The sequence below is a fragment of the Mesorhizobium sp. P2_B11 genome, from assembly GCF_056404855.1.
Map to the genome: position 1 here is coordinate 352,296 of NZ_JBFUDF010000004.1, position 23,858 is coordinate 376,153.

Here is a 23,858-nt window from a genome sequence, read left to right on the forward strand (position 1 = left end):
GGACAAGAATGGGCCTTCACGAAGGTCCATTCATGCTGCGCAAGCTTATCATTCTGGGCGTGTTCGCCGGAACATCGGCATCGATCCCGATCGTCTACCAGTCGAATCCGCAGATCCTCGATGGCCTGCTGAAGTCGGCCGTTGCCAGCAAGCCAGCCCCGCAACCGCAGCCCGAGCTGAACCTCGCCTCGGTTCCCGACAAGCCGACTGCACCGCTGCCCACCGGCCGCAAGGTCATTGTGGCGGCTGACGAGCGCGGCCATTTCACCTCCGCCTTCAAGCTCAACGGCCGCCAGGTCGACGGCATGATCGACACCGGCGCCACTTTGGTCGCCATCAACACCTCGACGGCACGCCGCATCGGCATCTCGCTCAACCCGTCGGATTTCAGCCATCAGGTCAACACCGCCAACGGCGCGATCCGGGCAGCCGTGGTCAACATCGACCGCCTGCAGATCGGCAAGATCAGCGTCGACAACATCCAGGCGGTGGTGCTCGACGACAGGGCGCTGCAAACCAACCTGATCGGCATGAGCTTTCTGCAGCGGCTGGCAAAATACCAGGTCGAAAACGGCACCTTGCTGCTCGTGCAGTAGTCGCTTCCAGCTTTATCCTCGAGGCAAAACACGCCTGATGACGGTCTTGTCGGCGGCCGGCTTGGATCCGCCAACCGTGTAGGCCGCAAGTATGGTGGCTGCGGCCGCTTCGGCATCCGCTTGCGTGCGGGCATGGACCAGCGCCAAGGGCTCACCGGACCGCACCTCGGCGCCGAGCGGCAGCAGCCTTGTGATCCCTACTCCATGATCGATCCGGTCGTCCGGCCGCGTCCGCCCGCCGCCGACCCCGACCACGGCAAGGCCGATATCGCGGGTGGCGATCCCGCTGACAAAGCCGTTGCCGCGCGCCTTGACGGCAAATTCCACCGCCGCCTTGGGCAGGTATTTCTCCGGCTTTTCGACGAAATCTGCGGGGCCGCCAAGGGCGGCCACCATGCGTGCGAAAATGGCCGCCGCGCGGCCACCCGCGAGCGTCTCGGCGGCGCGCCTGAGACCATCTTGCTGGGACGACACCAACCCCGTCGACTGCAGCATCTCTGCCGCCAGCGCCAGCGTCACATCCTCCAGCCGCTTGTCGCGGAACCGCCCGGTGAGGAAGTCGACGGCGTTGCGCACCTCGACCGCATTGCCGGCCGCCGAGGCCAGCGGCTCGTTCATGCCGGTGACCAGCGCCGAGGCCTTCAGGCCGGCGCCATTGGCGACCTCAACCAGGCTGTTGGCCAGTGCAGTCGCATCGCGCGACTTCTCCATGAAGGCGCCATTGCCGACCTTGACGTCCAGCACCAGCGATTGCAGCCCGGCGGCGAGCTTCTTCGACAGGATCGAGGCGGTGATCAGCGGCACCGATTCCACCGTCCCCGTCACATCGCGGATCGCATAGAGCCGGCGGTCGGCGGGCGCCAGATCGGCGGTCTGGCCGATGATGGCGCAGCCGGTCTCCAGCACCGTCTTGCGGAAGCGCGCGATATCCGGCTGGCTGATATAGCCCGGGATGGCGTCCATCTTGTCCAGCGTGCCGCCCGTGTGTCCGAGTCCCCTGCCCGAGATCATCGGTACGTAGGCGCCGCAGGCGGCGACGATCGGCGCCAGCATCAGCGAGACATTGTCGCCGACGCCACCGGTCGAATGCTTGTCGGTGACCGGACCCGGCAGGTCCGACCAGTCGAGCACGTCGCCGGAATCGCGCATCGCCAGCGTCAGCGCCACCGCTTCGTCGCGGCTCATGCCGTTGAAGAACACGGCCATGGCAAAGGCGCCGACCTGGCCGTCCGTGACGCTGCCCGAGGTCACGCCGGCGACGAAGGCCGCTATCTCCTGCGCCGACAGCTTCTGGCCGTCGCGCTTGCGGCGGATGATTTCCTGCGGAAGCATCAGGCGTCGTCGCTCTTCGGCTCCGGAAGACCGTCCTGGAACACATGCGCAAGGATCGTCGCCAGCCGCGCGCCGCCGATCGGCGCCATGTCCTTGGTCTCCTGATGCGACAGCTCCGCCCCGGTCATCCCGGCGGCAAGGTTGGTGATTACCGAACAGGCGGCAACGCGCAGGCCCAAGAAACGGGCGAGGATGACTTCAGGCACGGTCGACATGCCCACCGCATTGGCGCCCATGATGCGGGCCATGCGGATTTCCGCCGGCGTTTCGAAGCATGGGCCGGAAAACCACATATAGACGCCCTGATGCAGCCTGGTTCCGGTCGCCTTCGCCGCGCGTTCGATCGCCGCGCGCAAGCCGATGTCATAGGCCTCGGTCAGGCCGACGAAGCGTCGGTCGCTCGGCTCGCCGATCAGCGGATTGGAGCCGGAGAAATTGATGTGGTCGGTGATCATCATCACCGAGCCCGGCGGCATGTCGGGATCGACCGAGCCGGCGGCGTTGGTCAGGATCAGCTTGGTGATGCCGATGCCGGCGAGCACTTCCAGCGCCGGCCGCATCGCGGCAGCAACGCCGTGCTCGTAATAGTGGGCGCGGCCCGACAGCATCAGCACCGGCGTACCGGCGAAAAGTCCCGCCACCACTTCGCCGGCATGGCCGGTGACCCCGCTGCGGGGGAAACCCGGCAGGTCGGCGTAGGAGACGCGCACGGCATTTTCGACCTGGTCGACAAGCCCGCCAAGTCCCGAGCCCAGCACCATGGCCGTGGTTGGCGCCAGCCCGTCCAGCTTCTCGACAAGATGGTCCAGAGCTTCTTTCATGTCAGCCAATCTTCATTTCAAAATGTCGCCACGGAAGCCGTAGGGCAGCATGTCGCCCATAGTCACGGTCTCGACCACGCCGCCATTGTCGCAGAGGTAGAGTTTTGTGTCCGGCCGGCAGAACTCCGCCAGCCTTTGCCGGCAGCCGCCGCAGGGCGAGCACTTCGCCATGCGCGAGGCAATGACGGCGATCTCCACGATCTTGCCGCCGCCGCCCATGATGTAGTGGCCGAGCGCGGTGGTCTCGGCGCACCAACCCTCCGGATAGGACGCGACCTCGATGTTGGCGCCGGTGAAGACACGGCCGTCCTCGGTGCGCAACGCCGCACCCACCGGAAACTTGGAGTAGGGCGCGTAGGCCTTGGCCATGGCTTCCTGCGCGGCTTCGAACAGATCATGCGACATCTAGACGTTCTCTCCGACGATCATGGTCAAAACCCGGCGCTTTGCGTTTTCCCCGCGCCTTTCAAGCACCGAGGTTCGGCTCAGCGTTCTCAGACTAGCGTTAGCGGATCACCGTTCCTTGACATAGGGCACGCCGCCGGCGCGTGGCGGGATCGCCTTGCCGATGAAGCCGGCCAGCAGGATCACGGTCAGCACATAGGGCAGCGCCTGCATGAACTGCACCGGCACCTTGCCGATGAGCGGCAGCGGCGAGCCCTGCAGGCGGATCGCCGCCGCGTCGAGGAAGCCGAACAGAAGGCAGGCGAACATGGCGTTGACCGGCCGCCATTTGGCAAAGATCAGCGCCGCCAGTGCGATGTAGCCCTTGCCCGCGGTCATGTCCTTCACGAAGCCGCCATTCTGCACCATCGACAGATAGGCGCCGGCGATTCCAGTCAGAATGCCGGTGCAGATCAGCGCCCGGTAGCGCAGCCAGGCGACCGAAATGCCGGCGGTATCGACGGCGGCCGGGTTCTCGCCGACGGCGCGCAGGCGAAGACCGAAGCGGGTGCGAAACAGCACCCACCAGGTGAACGGCACCATGGCGAAAGCGAGATAGACCAGGATCGAATGGCCGGACAGAAGCTCGGCATAGATCGGTCCGATGATCGGCACGTCGCGAATGGCGTCGGCGCCCGGCAAAATGATGGCCTCGAAGCGCTCGCCCGGCTGCAGCGCCGGCGTTCGCCCGCCTTGCTGGAACCAGGCCTGGCCCAGAATGATGGTCGACCCTGCGGCGACGAAGTTGATTGCCACGCCGGAGACGATCTGGTTGCCGCGATGGGTGATCGAGGCAAAGCCGTGCACCAGGGCAAAGGCGACCGACATCACGATCGCCATGCCGAGACCGAGGAAGGCCGAATGGAAGACCGAAGCTGCCGCCGCACCGGCGAAGGCGCCGACCAGCATCTTGCCTTCCAGCCCGATGTCGAAGACGCCCGCGCGCTCGGAATAGAGGCCGGCGAGGCAGGCGAGCAGCAGCGGCACCGACAGGCGTATGGTCGAGTCGAGGATCTGCACGATGGCGATGAACACATCCATCTCAGGCGCCCTTCCCTTTGACCGCTTCAATGCCGACCGACCTTGGACTGAACGAGGCGAACAGCGCCTGGACATAGGGCCGGAACATGTGCTCCAGCGCACCGGCGAACAGGATGACGAGGCCCTGGATGATGACGATCATGTCGCGGGAAATCGCCGGCATCTCGAAGGCAAGTTCGGCGCCGCCCTGATAGAGCATGCCGAACAGGATCGCCGCCAGCACGATGCCGACCGGATGCAGCCGGCCCATCAGCGCCACGGCGATGCCGACGAAACCGGCGCCGGAGACGAAATCGATCGCCACATTGTGCTGGTCGCCCATCACCGGGTTGAGCGTCATCATGCCGGCCAGCGCGCCCGAGATCATCATGGCGATGATGATGATGCGGGTCTCCGAAATGCCGGCATAGCGCGCCGCTTTCGGGCTGTGGCCATAGGTGCGCATCTCATAGCCGAGCTTGGTGCGCCAGATCAGCAGCCAGACCAGGAAGGCCATGACCAGCGCCAGCAGGAAGCAGATATTGAAGGGCGCCGAGCGGATCTTGGCGCCGAACAATTCGATGATCCAGTTGAGCTTGGGCAGTTCTGCGCCGGCGAGGAAGTTGCGCGTTTGCGGCGCCTGCGACGCCGCCGGCTTCAACGGCCCGACCAGGAGATAGACCATGATCGACGCGGCGATGAAGTTGAACATGATGGTGGTGATGACGATGTGCGAGCCGCGCTTGGCCTGCAGATAGGCGGGGATCAGCGCCCACAGCGCGCCGACGGCCGCCCCGGCGGCGATCGCCAGCGGAAACGTCAGCCACCATGGCAGCACACTGTCAAAGGTCAGGCACACCACGCCGACGCCAAGGCCGGCAATATAGGCCTGGCCCTCGGTGCCGATGTTGAACAAGCCGCAATGCGCGGCCACCGCCACCGACAGGCCGGTGAAGATGAAGGTGGTGGCATAAAACAGGGTGAAGGCAATGCCGGTTCCTTTGCCGAAGGCGCCTTCGACCAGGATGACGGCGGCGCGGAACGGGTTCTCGCCCACCAGCATGACGACGAAACCGGCAACGATGAAGGCGACCGACAGGTTGATCAGCGGGATCAGCCCATAATCGGCCCATGCCGGCAATTTGGCGTAAGGCGTGCTCATTGCGCCGCCTCCTGGCGCTCGACGCCGGCCATCAAGAGGCCAAGCTCGCCTTCGGTCGCCTCGGGGCCGCGCTCGCCGACGATGCGGCCGGCAAACATCACCAGGATGCGGTCGGACAGCGAGCGGATCTCGTCGAGTTCGACCGACACCACCAGCACCGCCTTGCCCTGGTCGCGCATGGCAATCAGCCGCTTGTGGATGAATTCGATGGCGCCGACATCGACGCCGCGCGTCGGCTGGCCGACGATGAGAACACCCGGGTCTTGTTCCATTTCCCGCGCCAGCACGATCTTCTGCTGGTTGCCGCCGGAGAAATTCGCCGTCTTCAGGCGCGGATTGCCGGGACGGATATCGTATTTCTCGATCTTGTCCTTGGCGTCGGCCATGATCGCATCGATGTTGAGGAACGGCCCTTTGAGATAGCGCGGGTCGTCATGATAGCCGAGGATGGAATTCTCGTTCTCCTCGAAGGCCAGCACCAGCCCGACATGATGGCGGTCCTCCGGCACATGGGCCAAGCCCCGGTCACGCAATTCGCCGGGATCGGCCTTGCCGGTAAGATCGATCGGCTTGCCGTCGAGCATGACCGAACCGGAGACGGCATGCCTGATGCCGGAGATCGCCTCCAGCAGTTCGGATTGGCCGTTGCCGGCCACGCCGGCAATGCCGACGATCTCGCCGGCTTTGATATCGAACGAGATGTCGTCGACCATGGTGACGCCGCGCGAATCCTTCACCGTCAGGTTCTTGACCGCGAGCTTGACGGCGCCGGCTTCCGCCTCGCCCTTTTCGACCCGCAGCAGCACACGCCGGCCGACCATCAGCTCGGCCAGTTCCCCCACCGTCGTCTTGTTGGTTTCGCGCGTCGCCACCATCGTGCCCTGGCGCATGACCGAGACATTGTCGGTGATGGCCATGATCTCGCGCAATTTGTGGGTGATCAGCACCACCGTTTTTCCCTGGTCCTTCAATTGCTTGAGGATGCGGAACAGATGATCGGCCTCGGCCGGCGTCAACACGCCCGTCGGCTCGTCGAGGATGAGGATTTCGGCGCCGCGATAAAGCGCCTTCAGGATTTCGACGCGCTGTTGCAGGCCGACCGGCAGTTCCTCGATGATGGCGTCGGGATCGACTTCCAGCCCGTATTCGCGTTCGAGGCGCTCCAGCTCGGAGCGCGCCTTGGCGATGCTCTTCTTCAACAGCGCATCGCTTTCGGCGCCGAGGATGATGTTTTCCAGCACGGTGAAATTGTCGACCAGCATGAAGTGCTGGTGCACCATGCCGATACCGAGCGCGATGGCGTCATTGGAGGTCTTGATCGACGCCGGCTTGCCGCCGACGCGGATCTCGCCGCTGTCGGCCTGGTAGAAGCCGTAAAGGATCGACATCAGCGTCGACTTGCCGGCGCCGTTCTCGCCAACGATGCCGTGGATGGTGCCGCGCGCGATCTCCAGGTTGATGTCGCGATTGGCGCGCACGGCGCCAAAACTCTTGTTGATGCCGATCAGCTCGATTGCGGCTTGCGCCATGCAGCCTGTCCCACTCTTATTTTTTTATCGCTTGGTCAAAACGCCTAGCATGATGCCCCACCCGTGCCAATTGGCGGCGCAGGCACACTCTCGACAAATCCCTGTACGATTGTCAATTTCGAACGTGACCTGAGACCTTCACATTCACTAATATACAAAGCTCAATGCCGCAGCATTGTGCAGCTGCGTGCGCCAGAACCTGGGGAATTTCTCGATGATCATGCCTGCCGACCGGCTGACGACGCTGGAAATCCGCGCCACTGAACAGGAAAAGACCATCGAAGAACTGTCGGGCCAGATTGCCGAGCAATGGCAGGTCATCGAACGCATGCAGCGCAAGCTCGATGCGCTGGCCGAGCGCTTCATGGCGCTGGAGGAACAGTCGTCGCCTGATGTGCCGATAACCAAACCGCCGCACTGGTAGCAAGGAGAAGCGGATGGCCAGTGAAAGCGATCGAGTAGCCCGTGCCGGCGACTATGTGCTTGGCCTGATGAACGACCGCGAGCGCGAGCGCGCCGAGCGCGACCTGGAGATCGACCCTGCCTTCCGCGACACGGTGATGCGGCTGGCCGAGCGCATGCATGTCTTCGATCGCACGGGGCGGCCATCGGGCGATGGCGATCGCTGGCGACTGATCTCGCAACGCATCGCCGAAATGCCGCAAATGCGTGTGGTCGGCCATGACGAAGCGAGGCCGATACCGGTGATCAACAAGCTGGAGCGCCGCCCCTATGGCGTCGGCGTGCATTCGCTCGGCGGCCGTCGCGGCGCCGTCATCGCCATTGCGCTGATCGTGGTGTTTGCGTTGGGATATCTCGTGGGGCAGCTATAGTCTGAGCTCGCGAGACATCAGAGCCATTGGTTCGCCATCCTGCTCGAAGGATTGCACCTCCACCCAGTTGAGCGCTTCGTAAAAGCGGCGCGCTTGCCAAGTGTAGAGATAGAGCCTGCCAACGCCCGCCGATGCCGCATGGACTTCGACCGCCCTGACCAGCGATGTGCCGATACCCCGCCCCCGATGGTCTTGGTCGACGATCAGCCCGGCAAGCCATGGCGTCAAATCGTGCGCCGGATCGATCTCGTTGCGGACCAGCAGACAACTGCCGATTGGCAGGCCCTGGTCTCGCGCAACGAATGCGGCCTCGAACCCGTCGCTGGCCAGCAATTCGCGAAGCCCGGCTGCGTCTTCCGCCAAAGTTCGTCTGGTACCCGCGAAGAACGCGGCAAGCCGCAGCCTTGCGACGGCCTCCACGTCGCGCTCCGCCATGGCTTCGATTGTGGTCGGCATCACAACTGCCCCCCAAAACAAAACCGCCGGGCTTTCACCCGGCGGTTTGTAAGCGAATTCTTGCCGATCAATACGGGCAGGCGTTGTCGGCGGTGTAGTCGTGCACCTGGATCGTGCCGGCGATGATGTCGGCCTTGGCCTTTTCGACCGCCGCCTTCATCTCGTCGGTGACCAGCGCCTTGTTGTTGTCGTCCATGGCGTAGTCGACGCCGCCTTCCTTGAGGCCGAGATTTTGCAGGCCGCCTTTGAAGGTGCCGTTCTTGCCGTCCATGAAGGCGGTGTAGACGGCCACGTCGACGCGCTTCAGCATCGAGGTCAGCACCTTGCCGGGCTGCAGGCCGTTCTGGTTGGAATCGACGCCGATGCCGAGCTTGCCGGCATCCGCCGCCGCCTGCAGCACGCCGACGCCGGTGCCGCCGGCCGCGGCGTAGACCACGTCGGAGCCCTGGTCGATCTGCGTCTTGGCGATCTCACCGCCCTTGGCCGGATCGTTCCACGCCGCCGGCGTGTCACCGGTCATGTTCTGGATGACGTCGGTCGCGCCGGCAGACTTGGCGCCGCCGACATAGCCGCATTCGAACTTGCGGATCAGCGGAATGTCCATGCCGCCGATGAAGGAGACCTTCTTGGTCTTCGAGGCCATCGCCGCCAGGATGCCGACGAGATAGGAGCCTTCGTTCTCCTTGAAGACGAGCGAGCGGACGTTCGGCATATCGACGGCGTCGTCGATGATGGCGAAGTTGAGGTCGGGATATTCCTTCGCGACCACCTTCAGCGCATCTTCCCAGGCAAAGCCTGCCATCACGATCGGGTTGCGGCCGTCCTCGGCGAAGCGGCGCAGCGCCTGCTCGCGCTGCGAGGCGTTGGACACTTCGAACTCGACATAGGCGGTGCCGGTTTCCGTCTTGAACTTTTCGGCGCCGTGATAGGCAGCCTCGTTGAAGGATTTGTCGAACTTGCCGCCGAGATCGTAGAGGATGGCCGGCTGGACATCCGCGGCGAAAGCCGGAAGAACCATTGCGGTTGCGGCCAGGAGGCCGAGAACGATACGTTTCATGTGATCCACACCCTGTCGGTTATTCTTTTCCGTTACGCGCCGCCCGCCTGCCCGGTTCTCCGGCAGGCATGCGACATCAGCCAGGAGCGTACTCCCCTCCCGCTCCAGGCAATCTGGCACGGCCCGAAACAAAATTCACGCGGAATTTTGACCTTTTGGAAAAGCATGCCCAAGGCGGTGACAGCCGTGGAACGGTAGCCGCCTTGCCGTCGCAAGTCCGCCGGAACAATCCGTCAGCCCGGCGCGAATTCTCCGCCGCGCCGCCGGCGCCGGTAGCCGACCGCGTAGAGCAGCAAGGCAGCGACCGCGAACACGGCAAAGCCTGGCTGGGCAAGCACCCAGGCGATGCCGCCATCCCATACCATCGGGCTCGCCTTGGCGCGCACGAAGGTCTCGAAGGCCGCGCGGGTGTCGGGCGACACCGCCAGCCAGCTCGAATTGAGCGGCGTCATGACCAGCGCGGAGGCGGCCACCGAGCGTGTCGCGTCGAGCACCGCCATGATGACGGCGACCGAAAGTGCGACCATGGCCGCGAGGCGAAACAAAAAACGCAACATCGAGATCTTTCCTCCGGTCCTCAAGCTCCTCCCGAGGACCTTGCGGTCAGGACGAGGAATAGAATGCGTACGCCCGGCGCGCAATCGGCCTACGCGAATTTGAAGCCCCCGTCCGCCTATATCGCTGCCTTTCGGCCGCGCCGGTGGACGAGCCAGACGGCAAGAATGCCGCCGGCAATGGCGCCGACCACCAGCCCGGCAAGGCCGATGAACACGGCAAAATAGCCGCAGCCGCCCTCGAAACAGCTCATGTCGGTGACTTCGGCGATGACAGCACCCAGCCCGAAGCCGGCGACGGCGCCGACGACCGCCCCGAGGATAATGCCGAGCAGGGCTGCGGCAATCGAGGCGAAGGCTGAAGGCGCTTGCCCCTGTGGTGCGGCATAGACAGCCGTGGGTCCGGCATCGCGGCGCAAAAGGTAGATGCAAAACAGGCCGATGCCGATTTCGGCGGCGGTGATGGCCAGGCTTCTGGCGGAGAAGACGAATTCCGGCACGGCCAGCACATAGATCTGCCTTGCCAGCAGAAAGACGATGACGGCGATCTGCCAGAAGGTGAAATGGCGCGGGAAGTGCGCCGAACGGCCGAAGGCGAGGCCGAGCAGATAGAGCCCCCAAAGGATGGTGATGATGTCGAAGGCCAGCGCGCCGAGGACGAAATAGAAGATCGTGTCCGGCAGGCCGGAACTGCCGACCAGCCACCAGGCGGAGATCAGCCCATAGACCGACAATGCCATGACGAAGAGGAGCCAGACCACCGGGATGAAGGACAGGTCCGAACGCCCGGGCGACGGCAGCCCGCCTGGCACGCCGCTGCCCGGCACGCCTCCGGCCGGCGTTCCGCTGGCCGGCTGTTCATTGCTCGATGTCATGTCTGGACGTTGCCCCCGCAAAGCCTCTGCCTCACTCGACAGCTGGCCGGGGACGAAGTCAAGCGCGGCCGGCTCTGCCGCCTTGGCCGTGCACACCATTCGCAGCCGAGGCGCCCCTTGAAGCGGAGGCGTTGGCGGCCTCACGAAACGATGCATGGCCGGCAAAGCGAATAGACTGCCGTTATGGCTTGGCATTCGGCGCCGGATCGACTAGATGAGCCCCGCGCCTGTTTGATTGACGGGCGCCGGGAAGGGCATCCGCTGGTTGGCGGCGCCCGTGACGCGGGTCTCCCCCGCACTTCCCAAAGGGATGCATCTCCCCAACCCGCGCGGCACAACCGGCCGGCGCGCATGCACAAGACGGAGAGGTGGCCGAGTGGTTGAAGGCGCACGCCTGGAAAGTGTGTTTACGGGAGACCGTAACGCGGGTTCGAATCCCGCTCTCTCCGCCATCTATTCAATAAAACTGATTAAAATCAACCTGATAGAAAACTGTTACGCAGAGACCCACCTTATGGCCCACCTTAAGGCTGTTCGCTTTGAAGTGCCGGGGCAGGCTACTGAGGGACCCAGCTTTCCTGAACGTCGTTTCATGGATTAGACCGCGACGCGCACGGCAGCGTTGCGCCTCATCTCAGCCCCACAAATAGCATTTGCTCTCGACCCTTTAGTCGCCCTGAGACGCCGCCCTGCAACACTATTCGGTCGTGCGCCTTCCGCCGATGTCAACTAAGAGATGGACAGGATCTCGAGTTCGCGCGGACCTAGATGGACAACATCTCCAACGGTTTTGCCGATCAGCGCGATGGCAACCGGTGAACCATGCGATATGGAAGCTTGAGAGGGGTTGGCCTCATCCTCACCGACGATGCGGAAGGTCTGAGTGCGGCCATCGTCACGCTCGAAGGTAACGGTGTGACCGAAGGTGATCACTTCATTGGAGGTTGGCACAGGCATAAGCTGTGCTGTACGGACGCGTTCGGTATAATAGCGTAGATCTCGAACCGGAACCGCCGACTGCCGCCGCCTTTCGTTGACATCTTCCAGCACGTTTGCAGCCTCGAGCGCCTGTTGGGCGCGAGCCAATTCATCCTGCAGCATCTTAAGCCCCGCCTCAGTGACGAGGTTGATGCGGTCGGAGATAGGCCGAGCCGGCAATATGGTTTCCGACGCTGCCTCGGCGCTTTCCTCCTTGGCAAATGCTACGCTCAATTGGTCAAAACTCCCTGTCGAACACCATCATTAATCAGATAACGCAGGGCTGACGGTAAAGCTGCAACAATCTGGGTCTGGCTTCGGCAGGAACGTCCATACGTGCTCAGGGCAGGCTGTTCCCTCGCATTCAATGCTAGAGGCGATTGCCTTGAGAAGGACACGGGCAACTTCCGCGTCGCAATCTTGTATTGCCGGCTAGAGCTGGGATTCGATCGGAAGATGGCGGACCAAGGCTGCAAGGATACGACGAAAGAACCCAGCTTCCGGCTCGTGCGTATAGTCCTGCAGCTTGCCTTCGTCGCAGCCGTGCCAGTGCAAGACATTGTGCTTCAGTTCGAGCCGGTAGCTCGCTTCTGGAGATATCTCTGACTGGAATCGATCTCGCAACTCAGCGACCAAACTCGCATCCTCGAAGAGCACGCCCATTTCCGAATTGAGAGACACCGACCGCGGATCGAAATTGAAGGAGCCGACGAAGCCGGTCTTGTCGTCAACGGTGAACGCTTTCGTATGCAGACTGGCGCCCTTTGAACCAAACACCGAGATCGACGGCTGACGGCTGAAGGGTTGAAGCTCGAAAAGTTTGACGCCCTTCCTCAGCAGCCGCTTGCGGTAGTTTGCATACGCGCCGTGGACCGCGGCGACATCCGTGGCGGCCAAGGAATTGGTCAGGACCGAGACCTCGACGCCGGCGCCGACGAGGTCCAACAGGATCGCTGACCCCCTTTTGCCTGGGATGAAATAGGGAGACACAATTTCCAGACATTTGCGTGTCGATTGAATGATGGGGCGCAGCTCTTTCATAAGCCAGCTGCGACGTCTCCAACCACGAACCTTCTCCGGTGGATCCGAAATAACCCGCACACCCTCCACCCAGTGAACGTCGTTGCTGGCCGCGATAAATTCTACGACAGAGCCTCGGTCCCCAATGCCGTTCAAGAAGTTTGTGTCGGCTTCGGACTCGTTCACTTCGAACCGTTTGACCTGCTCATGCTCCGTCGCTGAACCAAGTGTCTTGATTGGCTTGGATTCCTCGCATGCCCAGAAGGCATCGAATATCGCCGCCGTTTGCTGTACCGCAGGCCCCATGAGCAGCATGTCGAGGTCGCGGAAATTCGTCTCCGCCGCATCGAAATATGCGTCGCCAATATTCCGACCACCGACAATGGCAAACCTGTCATCGGCGATCCAAGCCTTGTTGTGCATACGTCTTGTCAGTGCAAAGAGCCGCAACAGCACTTCCACACCGCGCATGATCCGGCCGCTCCTGATGCCGCTCGGATTGAACAATTTCAATTCGATGTTTGGATGATTGTTCAGCGCCAGATAAGCAGCATCGTTCTTGCGTGGATTGATGTCGTCAAGGAGCATGCGCACCCGCACTCCGCGCTCAGCAGCTCGAAAAACCTCCTGCAGCAACAAGCGGCCGGTGTGGTCATCGTGCCAAAGGTAGTACATGAGGTCGAGGGTGCGCTCTGCACTTCGTGCCGCCAGCACGCGCACGGCGAAAGCATCATAATTGTCCGAGACAAGCAGCAAGCCGCTCTTGCCGGCCTTGATATTGTCGTCCGCGGTTTGAGAAACCGATACGTCCATGAAATTTGGCCACCTTCGGACGGCGGTCGCAGCCGGCCTTGCTCAAAATCATAGCAAGAACCCTCCACGGCCAATCTGGTTGCATAACCAGCCGTTTAATAGCCTGGCGATTCGACCAGCCGCGGAACGAGCCGCCGGTCAAATGACGGCGAACCGGCGGTGGACCACCTAAATCCTACGGCCGGTTCAGGTTGATCTCGCTGATGACAATGTTCTTCCCGGTGGATGGGTCTTTGTCGGTTGTCGTCAGACGCATGCCATTGTCGCCAACCTTCTCCAGCTTCAGCTGGGCCGCCCGGTCGCCATTGACCTCTTTCGCCCAACGAATGCCCAGCACCAAGGCGTCGCCTGAACGATTGCCATTCAGTCCAGCCGGGCCGGTGCTCGATCCGGTATACGTGCCCGTATATGTCTCGCCATTCGTCTTGACGTCGGCGCCGATGGCTCGCGAGAACACGACGTAGCCTGTACATTTGCCATCAAGTGACAGCGAGCTGACCGTAGCGCTGGACGCAAATTTGCAATTGATCTTGATGGGCTTGGAATCGGCGTCGGTTTTCACCGTGCCCTTGCCAACCCAACTTCCGGCAAACGATTTCAAAAAGGCACCGTCATCGGCCTGTGCGGGCCCTGCGATGCAGAGCATTATTGCCGCGATACCGCCTAGGGATTTCTTCATGATAAGTATCCTTCAATTCAACAAGTGGATAACAGGGAATGGCAATGCCATCCGCCTAGGCGGCGGCAACTGCCTTCTCTATCTCCTGGGTGGAATGGCCGGTGAGATCCTTGGCGATTTCGCCGATGAGCACGGCTGACAGTTTCTGATGGTAGTGCTTGCGCAGTTCGCCGAGCGTTTTGGGCGCGGCGATGATGATCAGATTGTCGATCCGCCCGCCAAGAACCTGGCGGTTGAGCAGTTCGGCGGTTCCGGCTGCGAAGCTATCTTCCTCGATCCGGCTGTTGTCTGGGTTGGCGGAGCTGCTTTGATGCCGGGCACCGGATCCCTTGTTCTCGTTTGCCACGTCCTCAACTGCTGCGGCAGTCAGGCTGGGATTGGCCTCGTCTCCCGAATTGCGAAACAAATTGAGCTTCTCGCCATCAGCTACGGCTACGGTCGCTCCCTTGGGGATGTCCATTTTTATTGGTCTCCGAGATTGCGCCAGCCGGTGGCGAATCCGGTTGATTGCCCGCTGACGTCAGTCTCAACGTTTCAACGCGCTATTGGATGCGTCTCGTGAAGTTTGGTCGAAACCGGGTGTCCCAGCTTTCGCATGGGCGGCAGAGAGCTGTAGCGAGGCGCCACCCAAAACCGTCGGTGGCCGGGCAGCACTCGTCTTGCAAGGCGGATGAGGCAGCCCGACGAATTGCAACCCAAATCGAAGCGATGGGGGCCACGACGACGGTACGGGGGACATATGAAATTGTGTCATCAACCGGTCCGTTAAACGCGGCCGTCCGGGAACAAAACACAGTCTCACCTATTGATGCGTAGCATTCAGTGGGTGACGACAGATGACGGACAACACAACACCGGCGGATAGAGCGCCCAAGACATTCCTCGGGCGCCTGACCCGGGCGTCGGTTCCCCGTCACGAGCTGGAATTCATCAGCAAAGTGGGCCGTCTCAATCGCGAGGAGACGGTTGCTCTTTTGCATAAGCATATGGGCGATCGAGAGGCAGTCTTCCGGGAGCTGGCATCGCGTCGCAAGGTCTGACCCTCGGAGGACGAAAGCATGGACGATGCATTAAGACAGAGGCTGATCGACCACAGCGCCCGCATGCAAGCCAGGGCAACCGAGCTGGCGCTGCCAGACGGGAATACCGATATCTCCGCGCTGATGTCGGGCATTGCATTGACGCTCGAAGCCCTGCTGGTCATTGCCGAAGAGACCAAGACGCCACGGTCTGGGCCAACATTGGACCCGTCTGACCGCGCGTAAGATTTCGTCGAGGCTTGGCAAGCAAAAGCACGCGATCCCGCTGAAGCGAGGAAATGACTATGAACCAACTGACTCGGGAACAATGCCGTGCAGCAAGAGGGCTGCTTGACTGGCCACAGGCGCGGTTGGGCGCAAAGGCGAATGTAAGTGAGGGAACAGTTCGCGATTTCGAGAACGGCAAGCGTGTCCCCACTGCCGACAAGCTCAGTGCAATTCAATCGGCGTTGGAACTGGCAGGTGTGGCTTTCCTGAGCGGTGGCGACGCCGGCCCGGGGGTTCGGCTCGGAAAATCAGCTGTCCCGCGCGCGATTATTCGGGACGGCGAAGCCGGCATCATCGAGAACAGCGAAATGTAGGCGTGTCGAGGCTGAGGGTCATCGCCTTTCGTCACAGCTGCTCTTTGGTTTGCCCAACCATTTTTACCAGTTCTGGAAACGGCGTCATCGCTAGGCGGTTGCGGCCGTCGCCTGTGCCGGAACCCGCTTTCGAGGGGCCGGACGGCGTCGATCGCGGCGTTTCGACACGACTTTGAGGGGAACAGCCGGCGCCGGAGACAGCGCGCCAAGCACGGCGTCGACCATGCCACTGGCGACGAAATCGGCGCTCATGTCGGCCGCCAGAGCTTGCCCTCCCTGGCCGGCATCGCCCTGCTCCGCGTCCGACCAGAACACAATCCCAATTCTCAATCCTGCCTTGGCGCGTTTCAGTCGGCGGACCAGAAAGCGAGCATGTTTGAGAGAATCCCGGTTCAGGAAACCGACCACGACAGTGTCGATCGTCGCGAGGTCAAGGCGACGAATACCTGCCGGCTCCAAATCGACGAAACTTGCCTTCGCCACCGTTGCGCCTTGCACCTCCAGCACCTGAGCGAGCATGGCGGCCGCGGCGTCGTCGAGTTCCCCCCGCCCCCCGGCACAAAGCACCGACATGTCCTTGCCGTCGGGCAGTTCGATCTCTTCCTCCTCGACGCCATCGGGCTCCTTGCCCGCGCTGCCTTCCGCGGTCGGCTCATCTTCCTCGCTTGCTTCTTCCAGTGCATCGTCGGCAAGATTTGCCACAAGAATTTCGGCGCTCGCCGCCACCTGCCTTCGCTGCTGATCCCCCATCACGCCACGCATGCGGTCCTGCTCGCCCAAGAGGAGAGCAGGAATGGCGACCTTGTCGTAGAAATCGATCAGATACTTCTCCTCGAGGATTTCCTCGGCATGATCGGTGGCCTCGTCCGGATCGCCGGCCAGGAGCCGCTGATAGAGCCGGGCGTGCGGCTCGAGGACTGGCTCGTTGCCAAACAGGACGTCGAGAAACTCGAACTGCGGAACGTGCCGGCCAAGGACGACGAGACACACCGTCAGCGGCGTTGAAAGCACCAGGCCAAGGGCCCCCCACAGCCACGTCCAGAAGATCGCTGCGACGATGATCGCCAAAGGCGAAAGTCCCGTGCGCGAACCGTAGAGCCACGGCTCGACGATGTTGCCGGTTACCATTTCCATCACGATGAACAATGCAGCGGTCCACAGCACGAGCGACCAGCCGGGTGCCACGGCCAGGGCGAGGAACAAGGGCAGCATCGCGCCTATCGCCGGGCCGATATAGGGAACGAAGCGAAGCGCCAGTGCCAGCAACCCCCACAGCAGCGCGTTGGGAATGCCAAGCACCCAAAGCCCGATCGCAATGGGTATCGCGTAGACGATGTTGACCACCAATTGCATGAGCAGATAGCGGCCCACCCGCTTGCCGGCGTCCTGCAATGCCTGTGTCGTGCGATGGAGATCGCCGTAACCGACCAGCCGGATGAACCGGTCGCGCAGGTCCTCGCGCTCGAGCAGCATGAAAATGACGACGATGATGATCAGGCCGGCCGACGCCAACGGGCTGATCAACGGTCCGATGATGTTCTGCAGGACCTCGAGCGGTCGCTCTCGGGCGACGATCTCGACGGGCACAGGGTCACGGCGGGGCTTGTCCGTGGCAGGCGGCGGCACGTCCTGTTTGTCGATCTCCTGACCGACACGCTCGATCACCCCGCTTAGCCTGGCAATGATGCCACCACCAACGCCCGTTTCCTTGAGCGAACGCACCTTGGTCAGAATGTTTATCTGGTAGGCAGAAATGTTCTGGGCAAGCTCGGTGACCTGGGTCGCCACAATGAAGCTGAACAGGCCGAGCGCCGCGAACGCGCCAATCACGCTCAGAAGAACAGCAGGCAGGCGGGGTACGCCGGCACGTTTCAGCCCGGCAACAACCGGCGCCAGCGCAAAGGTCAAAAGCAACGCGATGGCGATCGGCAGAAAAACCTCGCGTCCGAAATACAAGGCAGCGACCGTCGTGACGACCGTTGCCACCGTGGGCAGCGCTGTCCGCGGATGGGGATTCCCTGCCGCAAGGATCCGTCCCAGCCCTCGCTCGGACGATGCGATGTCGTTTCGACGATTTGCAGCCACCTGATTCCCCCCGTTGCCCAACGATAGTTAGCCGCATTCGGCGGCCCGGCAATGTTAGCAGGGTCGAATACATGCGTTTTGCCGCTTACAGGCTCCAGATTCCCGCCTCACCTCTCCGTGAAACCAAGCTCGGGAACCGCCAATTGTGAATATGTTTTTGTCCGTTCCCCTAAGCTCGCCTGATGCGGGCTTGAGGTGTGACGGCCCCAACGAAATGAGATTGTCATCGGCTGCCGCTCATACCGTGTCGGCGGCAAGCGGGACCGGAACCAGGGGAGCGCTCAACGGCTTGTGGTCCTAAACCTCTCCGAACTCGGCCTCGTTCTTCAACGTCGGGCGTCGCTCATAGTCAACGGGCGGCGCAAGCATGACTTCGGTTTCCTTGCGGCCGAACTCTCTGCCTATCTTGAACGCCGCATAAATCGCGCCGAGGCGGATAAGGAATCTAAGCATATGAGTCTCCTTCGACGGTAGAAACCGCATGAACACGTGATTGTTCCAAGGTTTGCGCGTTGGGCCGATCTTGCGGCCAATGTACGCGGCGGGGTTTGCGGTACCCGCTCGACCCCTGCTAGGCCGCAGGAGAACCCGAGAAAGTGCTCAAGAGGTTTTCCTCACGTGTGATTCCCGACTTGAACAATGTGACCAACGTCGCGGCATGAGCTTCCCGCTCCCTGGCCGAGGCACCGCCTGGAAGGGTTGCCTCCAACACACGTTGGAGCATCTGTATGTCGGTTGGTTTGAGGACGGCTCCGCCCTTCGGTTGTTGCTCGAATCCCATGCCTTCTTGTCCTGGCTCAATCGCATCCGGCAAGATAAATGCGGAGAACGGCGCCTGGTTGCGCTGCGATCATAAAGAGCTGATCTGCGTGGAAGTAAAGGCATCAAGGCGCGCCGGCTGGAACCGAGCGACCCGAGATACGTTCTGGCCATCATGGATGAGTTCATTGAACGTTTCGGGCAGCAGACATGGCTACCCTTTTCCGTAATTTCAGCCAGGCTTTTGCTCGCGGCGCTCTTGGGGTCAATCGTTGGCCTGGAGCGCGAGTGGCGTAATCGGCCGGCGGGACTGAGAACGCACATCCTCGTCTGTCTCGCGACGGCCTTGATCGCCATCCTCACGATTGAAATAACCCATCTTCACGTCTTCGACGGCCAGGAAATCGCGATCGATCCGATCCGCTTGATTGAAGCCACCACCGCCGGTGTAGCGTTTTTGGCTGCCGGCATAATCTTCTTCTCCAAGGGAGAGGTTCAAGGTCTCACCACCGGGGCGGGCATGTGGCTGGCGGGTGCCATAGGTTTGGCGGTAGGCCTCGGCTTCTGGCAGATCGCAGCTTTGGCAACTGTGCTGGCCGTAATCGTGCTGGGTCTCTTGCAGTTCGTGCAGGTCGGCGACAAGGACTGAAACAAGAATTCGGCGCTACGGGGTCGCACCGACCCGCACCCGGTAAACTGGTCGCGCGATCCCCGGCCGAGTGCCGATCCCTTTTCAACCTCACCCTTTCAAAACGGATGCACAACACAACGGCGCAAGCTATGTTGTCGCCGTCGGGCCTACGTCATTGAGGGAGGGCATGACATGCAGGCGATGCCGATAGCGCATCAAGCCGGGCAAGCCGAGGTTGGGCCCGTATCCTCGCCCATATCCTCCTTGACCGGCTATCCGGCCGCAGTCCTGTGCTGGCTGCTTTCGGCTGGCGTCTATATCGCGGCCAAATGGGTGGCGCCCGAGATGCCGCCCTGGGGCCTCTGCTTCTGGCGGCTGACGCTTGCTTGCGCCATCCTGCTGCCGATTGTGCACCATCATCACGACGCGATGATCGGGCTTTTGCGCACACGCGCCGTGGAGGTCATCGCGGTGGGGGCGATCGGCCTCACGCTCTGCCAAGGCATGATCTACCACGGCCTCAACGACACCGACGCCACCACGGCCGGTATCATCATGGCGCTGTCGCCTGTCATGACGATGGTGCTCGCCCGTTTCGTGCTTGGCGAGCCGCTCGGGCTGTGGAAGTCGCTTGGCGCGCTGGTTGCGCTCGCCGGCATGATTTTCATCGTTGCCCACGGCAACCTGACGGCGCTGCTGCAACTCAAGTTCAACGCCGGTGAGCTGTGGATCGTCGGCAGCGCGTTCTGCTGGGGCCTGTACACCGTGCTTTTGCGCCGTGCCAAATTCGGCATCGAACTCCTGCCGATGGTGGTGCTGCTGCTCGGCGCCGGTGCGCTGGTCGCCTTGCCCTTCCATGCGTGGGAATTGTTCAACGACGAACGCTCCGCCATGGACGTCGATAGCATTCTCGCGCTCGCTTATCTGGCAGGTCCCGGCGGCGCCTTGATGTACTATCTCTACAACAAAAGCGTGGAAACGCTCGGCGCGAGCCGGGCGAGCATGCTGCTCTACCTGCAGACGGTGTTCGTCGCCATGCTCGCCTATCTGCTGCTCGGCGAGGAGTTGCACGATTACGACCTGGTCGGTGCGGCCTTCATCGTCGCCGGCATCGTCCTTGCCACCGCGATCAAGCCAAGGCCTGCTTAACCACCGGCAAGGCAACTTTGGCCAAGGTTGCCTCAGCCTGCGGCCTGGGCGCCGCGCGTCGTTCACCTTCTGCCAGACGGTCGCAGCCGAACATTGCTGGAACGAGTTCGCACCTTGCGACGTTGATGCGTCTCATGGTTGCGCCGACCTGACGGACGCAACGATGGTATTGTCAATGAGGATCGCCTTATGAGCCGACTGTCCCTCTGGATCGCAATCGTCGCAATTGTCCTGGTGGTTCTCTACGTCCTCCAATCACAAGGCATAATCAGGTTCTGACGCCGACACATCCGGCATCTTCCCATTCCTGCACTGAGCGGAACGTCACGCGGACGAGGCGCGGCAGGATGGCCGACGCGCTCCTGAGCGTCCCTGGCTATCGCCCTCTACGTCTGCCTTCCCGCATCAAGCTGCACCCCAAGCCGCTCCTTCCGTCTCCACCGAACCACGGCGCGATAGCTGGTCTGATCGACGGGCACGTGAAGCACGAAACGGTCGGGAATGGCGATGTCGGCCTTTACCCGCAACTCCGCGCCGTGAGCGTGCTGGTTACAGACCAGGCAATTGATAGTGGCGTCGCCGGCGTGGATTGTCGCTTCCTTCAGAACAAGGTTACGGCTATGGGAGCGTCGCTCGATGGGTGGGTCAGTCGGCACTGCTCATTCCTTTGATTTGACGGACCGAAACCCTTCATTCCGGAACGCGGGTTGGAAACGCACTACCGGCCGAGCGGCTGCCGCGAAAGCGTGACGAGCTCGGCTTCGTCGACCACGCCGGCCATATAGTTCGCGATAATCCGGGATGCGAGAGCCTCGCGAGCTTCCGGCGATTGACCGTCGAGCTTGAGCTGGTCGAAGACGCGCCCCAACAGCTCGAGTTCGGGTGGCTGCAGAATGCCGGCCTCCGTGGCCTTTCGTCGAATGGGCATTTGTTCTCCTCCACCCCGGTCAACGAACATACGACCGCGGCCAGGAAACTCAACTCACGTGTTGAGAGCGCCGCTGCGACGGGCGTCAACGAAATTGCCAACGCATCCCATGCTCGCCCTTCGCTTCATGGCGGATTGCCGGCCTGCTCCTGCAGCCAGGCGCAAAAATGCCTCGGAGCCGAGCGGCGGTCGTCGGTGCGTAGCAGCGCATAGTGCCAGGCTGGACCGCTCAGCACGTGGCGGAAGGGGGCGACCAGAAGTCCCTGGGCTAACAAAGATCCGAACAGGGTGGGTGACAGCAGTGCCACGCCACCGCCTGCCAATGCGACATTGGCGTTGAGTTCGTGGGTTGGAAAATCGACCGCGGCGAACCGCACGGCCGCCGGAATTTCGCCTTGCGCCATCATGAACCATTGTTCCCAGTCTGGATGCGGCAACAGCTCGAAGTCCACCAGGTCCGCCGGAGCGGCAAGCGAATGCGTTCCGAGCAGTGACGGCGCCAGCATCGGCGTCACGTCCACCGGAATGAGCCGATGTTCCTCAAGGCCGGTCCACCCGCCACGACCCGTTCTGATGACGACGTCAAAGGCGTTTGGGTCGCGTATGTCCGTCGAGACATCGAGCTCGATGCCGGCCGGCCCCGACGCGGGATATTGCGGCAGACGCGGGGCGAGCCAGCGTGATGCGAATGTGGGTGGTGCGGTGACCTTGAGCGGAGGCGTCGCCGCCTGAAATCGGTCGACCGCCTCAGCGATCCCGGCGAGCGACTCGCGAATCTGGCTTGCCAGTGCGGCGGCGGCAGGGGTCGGCACGACGCGCCCATGGCCGCGTACAAAAAGCGGCTGCCCAAGCTCGGCCTCCAGCGAGCGGATACGCAGGCTGACCGCTGCAGGCGTCAGAAACAGGCGTTCGGCCGCGCGGGCAAAGCTGGCGGTCGCCACGCATACTTCGAGAATGCGCAAGGATTCCAGGGAGGGCCGCATGATTAGTTTTCCTTGTGACAGCGACAAGAAGAGCGCGTTTTTCGAGCAACGCGCACTGGTCTAGATGCCGGGCCTGAAATTAGGAGGCATTTGATGTCGCTGCAATCAAGACACCTGTTTACCCTCTTCATGACGCTTCACCCCGTCCTGGATCTTGGCCACACGCCGGCCGGCGGCCGACGTATTTTCGCGGTCTCGGGCGGACACTTCCAAGGCGGGCACATAAGCGGCACGGTCTCGCCGCTCATCGGGTCCGATCTGCTTCTCGGCCGAGCGGACGGCACATTCCAACAGGATGTTAGGCTGCTCCTCGTCGCCGATGATGGCGGCTTGATCATCATGACCTATCGCGGCGTGAGGCGCGCCTCTCAGGCCATCGACGAACGCCTGGCACGGGGAGAGGTGGTCGATGCATCCGAATACTATCTGCGCACAACGCCATATTTCGAAACCGCCGCGCCGGCCCATGCCTGGCTTAACAGCATTGTGTCGGTCGCCAGCGGTGGCCGGACGGCAGGCGGTGTCGAGTATGAGGTCTTTGAAATCCTCTGACGTGAAAGCGCGGCTACCCACTACGCCTCGCCTGGAGCGAGCATGGCAGATGATGCTTGGCTGGTTTCGGCTGCAAATGCAGAGGCGCCAAAGCTCGCGCATGCTGCGCGAGCTGACAGACGAGCAACTCGGCGACATTGGCCAGCGCCGCAGCTCCAACGGGAAAATCTCGCCACGCCCAACAGACCGCCTCGATGAACGCTAGCCAGGTCAATGTCGCTTCGGTTGCTGAACGGCGCGGCGCAATCGGCGAGGCCGCTATCTGCAGCCTCGCCAGACAAGCGCTGCCCTCAGCCAGCCACCTCAGCCGCCTTTCGCCGCGCATCGCTCACCGTCAGCCAGACAGCGGAGACCAGGAAGTAGAAGGCGCCGAAGGCGGCATAGGGCGCGATGTCGGTGATGCCGACCGTCGCAGCACTACCCGCCATCTTCACAAAGAAGATGCCGGCCAGCGCCGACTGGGCGCCGCTCAGCACCATTGCCCACTGCGCGCCGGACTTCCAGCGCCGGACCGCCGTGGCGAGCTGGAAAAGGCCAGACAGCACCGCCCAGACGCCGAATACGGCGAGCACCGCATTCATGGACTTGCCAAGCGCAATAGCGACCGCAACCGTGGTGACGATGCTGACGACGAGGTTGAGCAGCTGCGTCTTGTTGCGGTTCAAGCCGCCGCTGCGGCGGGCGTCGACGAAATTGGCCAGCGCATCCCAGGCCGGGTACGCGACCAGCATGATGGCTGCCAGGGACGGCATTGACTTGGCGAGGGTGAACGCCAGCAGGACCCAGGCAGCCGCCACGGCAAAGCGGGTGAAATAGTAGGTCTTGAGCCAGCTGTTCGAGGATTGGACGAAGTTGGTCTCATTGGTCTTGGCAAGCATGTTGTTTTCTCCTTTGTATCTGATAGTTTGCATACCTACTAGAAGGTAGGCAGAGTGGACGTGTTACGAGGATGCGGCGGCGATCTCGCCGCCTCTGTCTGGC

29 protein-coding genes and 1 tRNA gene are annotated in these 23,858 nt (G+C 62.2%); 10 read left to right on the forward strand and 20 right to left on the reverse strand.

From position 1 onward, the window contains the following. The first annotated feature begins 32 nt into the window (after nt 1-32). A complete protein-coding gene (locus AC1DYJ_RS15250) occupies nt 33-596 on the forward strand; it encodes a TIGR02281 family clan AA aspartic protease (protein ID WP_477286044.1) in 564 nt (187 codons plus the stop codon). A 12-nt stretch (nt 597-608) separates the two neighbouring features. On the opposite strand, the gene deoA is transcribed toward AC1DYJ_RS15250, so the two are convergent. From deoA to AC1DYJ_RS15280, 6 genes are all read right to left on the reverse strand, one after another. Beyond that, nucleotides 609-1,928, reverse strand: coding sequence for a thymidine phosphorylase (gene deoA / locus AC1DYJ_RS15255; protein ID WP_477286042.1), 1,320 nt, complete (start codon nt 1,926-1,928; stop codon nt 609-611). Further along, a complete protein-coding gene (locus tag AC1DYJ_RS15260; RefSeq protein ID WP_477286040.1) occupies nt 1,928-2,749 on the reverse strand; it encodes a purine-nucleoside phosphorylase in 822 nt (273 codons plus the stop codon). Before AC1DYJ_RS15260 ends, deoA begins: the two co-directional genes overlap by 1 nt. Nucleotides 2,750-2,761: 12 nt before the next feature. Continuing rightward, nucleotides 2,762-3,154: a cytidine deaminase gene (cdd, locus tag AC1DYJ_RS15265; protein WP_181057375.1), complete on the reverse strand. Its 393-nt coding sequence runs from the start codon at nt 3,152-3,154 to the stop codon at nt 2,762-2,764. 108 nt (nt 3,155-3,262) lie between these two features. Continuing rightward, entirely contained in the window at nt 3,263-4,234 is a 972-nt protein-coding gene (locus AC1DYJ_RS15270; protein WP_477286038.1) for an ABC transporter permease, read from the reverse strand. A gap of 1 nt (nt 4,235) precedes the next feature. Next, the gene (locus tag AC1DYJ_RS15275; RefSeq protein WP_477286036.1) at nt 4,236-5,375 is read right to left on the reverse strand and encodes an ABC transporter permease; all 1,140 of its coding nucleotides are present in this window, start codon (nt 5,373-5,375) and stop codon (nt 4,236-4,238) included. After that, nucleotides 5,372-6,904 (reverse strand): ABC transporter ATP-binding protein, encoded by a 1,533-nt coding sequence (locus tag AC1DYJ_RS15280; protein WP_477286034.1) that lies wholly within the window; start codon nt 6,902-6,904, stop codon nt 5,372-5,374. The genes AC1DYJ_RS15275 and AC1DYJ_RS15280 overlap by 4 nt, the downstream gene beginning before the upstream one ends. Nucleotides 6,905-7,118: 214 nt before the next feature. Between AC1DYJ_RS15280 and AC1DYJ_RS15285 the strand changes: the two genes are divergently transcribed. Further along, entirely contained in the window at nt 7,119-7,328 is a 210-nt protein-coding gene (locus AC1DYJ_RS15285) for a SlyX family protein (protein WP_477286032.1), read from the forward strand. A gap of 13 nt (nt 7,329-7,341) precedes the next feature. Beyond that, the gene (locus AC1DYJ_RS15290; RefSeq protein WP_477286030.1) at nt 7,342-7,737 is read left to right on the forward strand and encodes a hypothetical protein; all 396 of its coding nucleotides are present in this window, start codon (nt 7,342-7,344) and stop codon (nt 7,735-7,737) included. Here the strand turns inward: AC1DYJ_RS15290 and AC1DYJ_RS15295 are convergent. From AC1DYJ_RS15295 to AC1DYJ_RS15310, 4 genes are all read right to left on the reverse strand, one after another. Continuing rightward, a complete protein-coding gene (locus AC1DYJ_RS15295; RefSeq protein WP_477286029.1) occupies nt 7,732-8,193 on the reverse strand; it encodes a GNAT family N-acetyltransferase in 462 nt (153 codons plus the stop codon). The two genes, AC1DYJ_RS15290 and AC1DYJ_RS15295, sit on opposite strands and share 6 nt — an antisense overlap. A gap of 67 nt (nt 8,194-8,260) precedes the next feature. Continuing rightward, nucleotides 8,261-9,250, reverse strand: a complete 990-nt coding sequence (locus AC1DYJ_RS15300) for a BMP family lipoprotein (RefSeq protein WP_477286027.1) — start codon at nt 9,248-9,250, stop codon at nt 8,261-8,263. A gap of 233 nt (nt 9,251-9,483) precedes the next feature. Then, nucleotides 9,484-9,807, reverse strand: a complete 324-nt coding sequence (locus AC1DYJ_RS15305) for a hypothetical protein (RefSeq protein ID WP_477286025.1) — start codon at nt 9,805-9,807, stop codon at nt 9,484-9,486. 116 nt (nt 9,808-9,923) lie between these two features. Next, the gene (locus tag AC1DYJ_RS15310) at nt 9,924-10,679 is read right to left on the reverse strand and encodes a hypothetical protein (RefSeq protein WP_477286023.1); all 756 of its coding nucleotides are present in this window, start codon (nt 10,677-10,679) and stop codon (nt 9,924-9,926) included. A gap of 362 nt (nt 10,680-11,041) precedes the next feature. On the opposite strand from AC1DYJ_RS15310, the gene AC1DYJ_RS15315 reads away from it, so the two are divergent. Continuing rightward, nucleotides 11,042-11,131: transfer RNA gene (locus AC1DYJ_RS15315), tRNA-Ser, on the forward strand. Nucleotides 11,132-11,408: 277 nt separating this feature from the next. Here the strand turns inward: AC1DYJ_RS15315 and greA are convergent. From greA to AC1DYJ_RS15335, 4 genes are all read right to left on the reverse strand, one after another. After that, the gene (gene greA, locus AC1DYJ_RS15320; RefSeq protein ID WP_477286021.1) at nt 11,409-11,891 is read right to left on the reverse strand and encodes a transcription elongation factor GreA; all 483 of its coding nucleotides are present in this window, start codon (nt 11,889-11,891) and stop codon (nt 11,409-11,411) included. Between the two features lie 198 nt (nt 11,892-12,089). Beyond that, a complete protein-coding gene (locus AC1DYJ_RS15325) occupies nt 12,090-13,490 on the reverse strand; it encodes a phospholipase D family protein (RefSeq protein ID WP_477286019.1) in 1,401 nt (466 codons plus the stop codon). 175 nt (nt 13,491-13,665) lie between these two features. Next, entirely contained in the window at nt 13,666-14,169 is a 504-nt protein-coding gene (locus tag AC1DYJ_RS15330) for a hypothetical protein (protein ID WP_477286017.1), read from the reverse strand. Nucleotides 14,170-14,224: 55 nt separating this feature from the next. Further along, on the reverse strand, nt 14,225-14,629 hold the full coding sequence (locus AC1DYJ_RS15335) for a host attachment family protein (RefSeq protein ID WP_477286015.1): 405 nt from the start codon (nt 14,627-14,629) through the stop codon (nt 14,225-14,227). Between the two features lie 376 nt (nt 14,630-15,005). On the opposite strand from AC1DYJ_RS15335, the gene AC1DYJ_RS15340 reads away from it, so the two are divergent. Genes AC1DYJ_RS15340 through AC1DYJ_RS15350 form a run of 3 tightly spaced genes read left to right on the forward strand, consistent with a single transcriptional unit; the run spans nt 15,006 to nt 15,790 of the window. After that, nucleotides 15,006-15,209, forward strand: a complete 204-nt coding sequence (locus tag AC1DYJ_RS15340) for a hypothetical protein (protein WP_477286013.1) — start codon at nt 15,006-15,008, stop codon at nt 15,207-15,209. Between the two features lie 18 nt (nt 15,210-15,227). Further along, on the forward strand, nt 15,228-15,434 hold the full coding sequence (locus tag AC1DYJ_RS15345) for a hypothetical protein (protein WP_477286011.1): 207 nt from the start codon (nt 15,228-15,230) through the stop codon (nt 15,432-15,434). A gap of 59 nt (nt 15,435-15,493) precedes the next feature. Next, complete coding sequence (locus tag AC1DYJ_RS15350) at nt 15,494-15,790, forward strand: helix-turn-helix domain-containing protein (protein ID WP_477286009.1); 297 nt, start codon at nt 15,494-15,496, stop codon at nt 15,788-15,790. Between the two features lie 90 nt (nt 15,791-15,880). On the opposite strand, the gene AC1DYJ_RS15355 is transcribed toward AC1DYJ_RS15350, so the two are convergent. Together AC1DYJ_RS15355 and AC1DYJ_RS15360 are read right to left on the reverse strand one after the other, a co-directional pair. Further along, nucleotides 15,881-17,875, reverse strand: a complete 1,995-nt coding sequence (locus tag AC1DYJ_RS15355) for an AI-2E family transporter (protein WP_477286008.1) — start codon at nt 17,873-17,875, stop codon at nt 15,881-15,883. A 297-nt stretch (nt 17,876-18,172) separates the two neighbouring features. After that, nucleotides 18,173-18,328 carry a hypothetical protein gene (locus AC1DYJ_RS15360; protein WP_477286006.1) on the reverse strand — a complete coding sequence of 52 codons (156 nt, stop codon included), beginning with the start codon at nt 18,326-18,328 and terminating at the stop codon, nt 18,173-18,175. Nucleotides 18,329-18,809: 481 nt separating this feature from the next. On the opposite strand from AC1DYJ_RS15360, the gene AC1DYJ_RS15365 reads away from it, so the two are divergent. Together AC1DYJ_RS15365 and AC1DYJ_RS15370 are read left to right on the forward strand one after the other, a co-directional pair. Continuing rightward, nucleotides 18,810-19,283 carry an MgtC/SapB family protein gene (locus AC1DYJ_RS15365; protein WP_477286004.1) on the forward strand — a complete coding sequence of 158 codons (474 nt, stop codon included), beginning with the start codon at nt 18,810-18,812 and terminating at the stop codon, nt 19,281-19,283. A gap of 174 nt (nt 19,284-19,457) precedes the next feature. Beyond that, on the forward strand, nt 19,458-20,414 hold the full coding sequence (locus tag AC1DYJ_RS15370; protein ID WP_477286002.1) for a DMT family transporter: 957 nt from the start codon (nt 19,458-19,460) through the stop codon (nt 20,412-20,414). A gap of 386 nt (nt 20,415-20,800) precedes the next feature. On the opposite strand, the gene AC1DYJ_RS15375 is transcribed toward AC1DYJ_RS15370, so the two are convergent. The 3 genes from AC1DYJ_RS15375 to AC1DYJ_RS15385 all read right to left on the reverse strand — a co-directional run bounded on the left by AC1DYJ_RS15375 (nt 20,801) and on the right by AC1DYJ_RS15385 (nt 22,325). Continuing rightward, on the reverse strand, nt 20,801-21,070 hold the full coding sequence (locus AC1DYJ_RS15375) for a PilZ domain-containing protein (RefSeq protein WP_477286000.1): 270 nt from the start codon (nt 21,068-21,070) through the stop codon (nt 20,801-20,803). Nucleotides 21,071-21,132: 62 nt separating this feature from the next. Then, entirely contained in the window at nt 21,133-21,342 is a 210-nt protein-coding gene (locus AC1DYJ_RS15380) for a hypothetical protein (protein ID WP_477285998.1), read from the reverse strand. Between the two features lie 125 nt (nt 21,343-21,467). After that, nucleotides 21,468-22,325 (reverse strand): LysR family transcriptional regulator, encoded by an 858-nt coding sequence (locus tag AC1DYJ_RS15385; RefSeq protein ID WP_477286310.1) that lies wholly within the window; start codon nt 22,323-22,325, stop codon nt 21,468-21,470. A gap of 93 nt (nt 22,326-22,418) precedes the next feature. Here AC1DYJ_RS15385 and AC1DYJ_RS15390 point away from each other — a divergent pair, with 93 nt between their 5' ends. Further along, a complete protein-coding gene (locus AC1DYJ_RS15390; RefSeq protein WP_477285996.1) occupies nt 22,419-22,877 on the forward strand; it encodes a DUF3237 domain-containing protein in 459 nt (152 codons plus the stop codon). Between the two features lie 290 nt (nt 22,878-23,167). Here AC1DYJ_RS15390 and AC1DYJ_RS15395 read toward each other — a convergent pair whose 3' ends face one another. Then, on the reverse strand, nt 23,168-23,755 hold the full coding sequence (locus AC1DYJ_RS15395; protein WP_477285994.1) for a DUF308 domain-containing protein: 588 nt from the start codon (nt 23,753-23,755) through the stop codon (nt 23,168-23,170). Between the last annotated feature and the right edge of the window lie 103 nt (nt 23,756-23,858).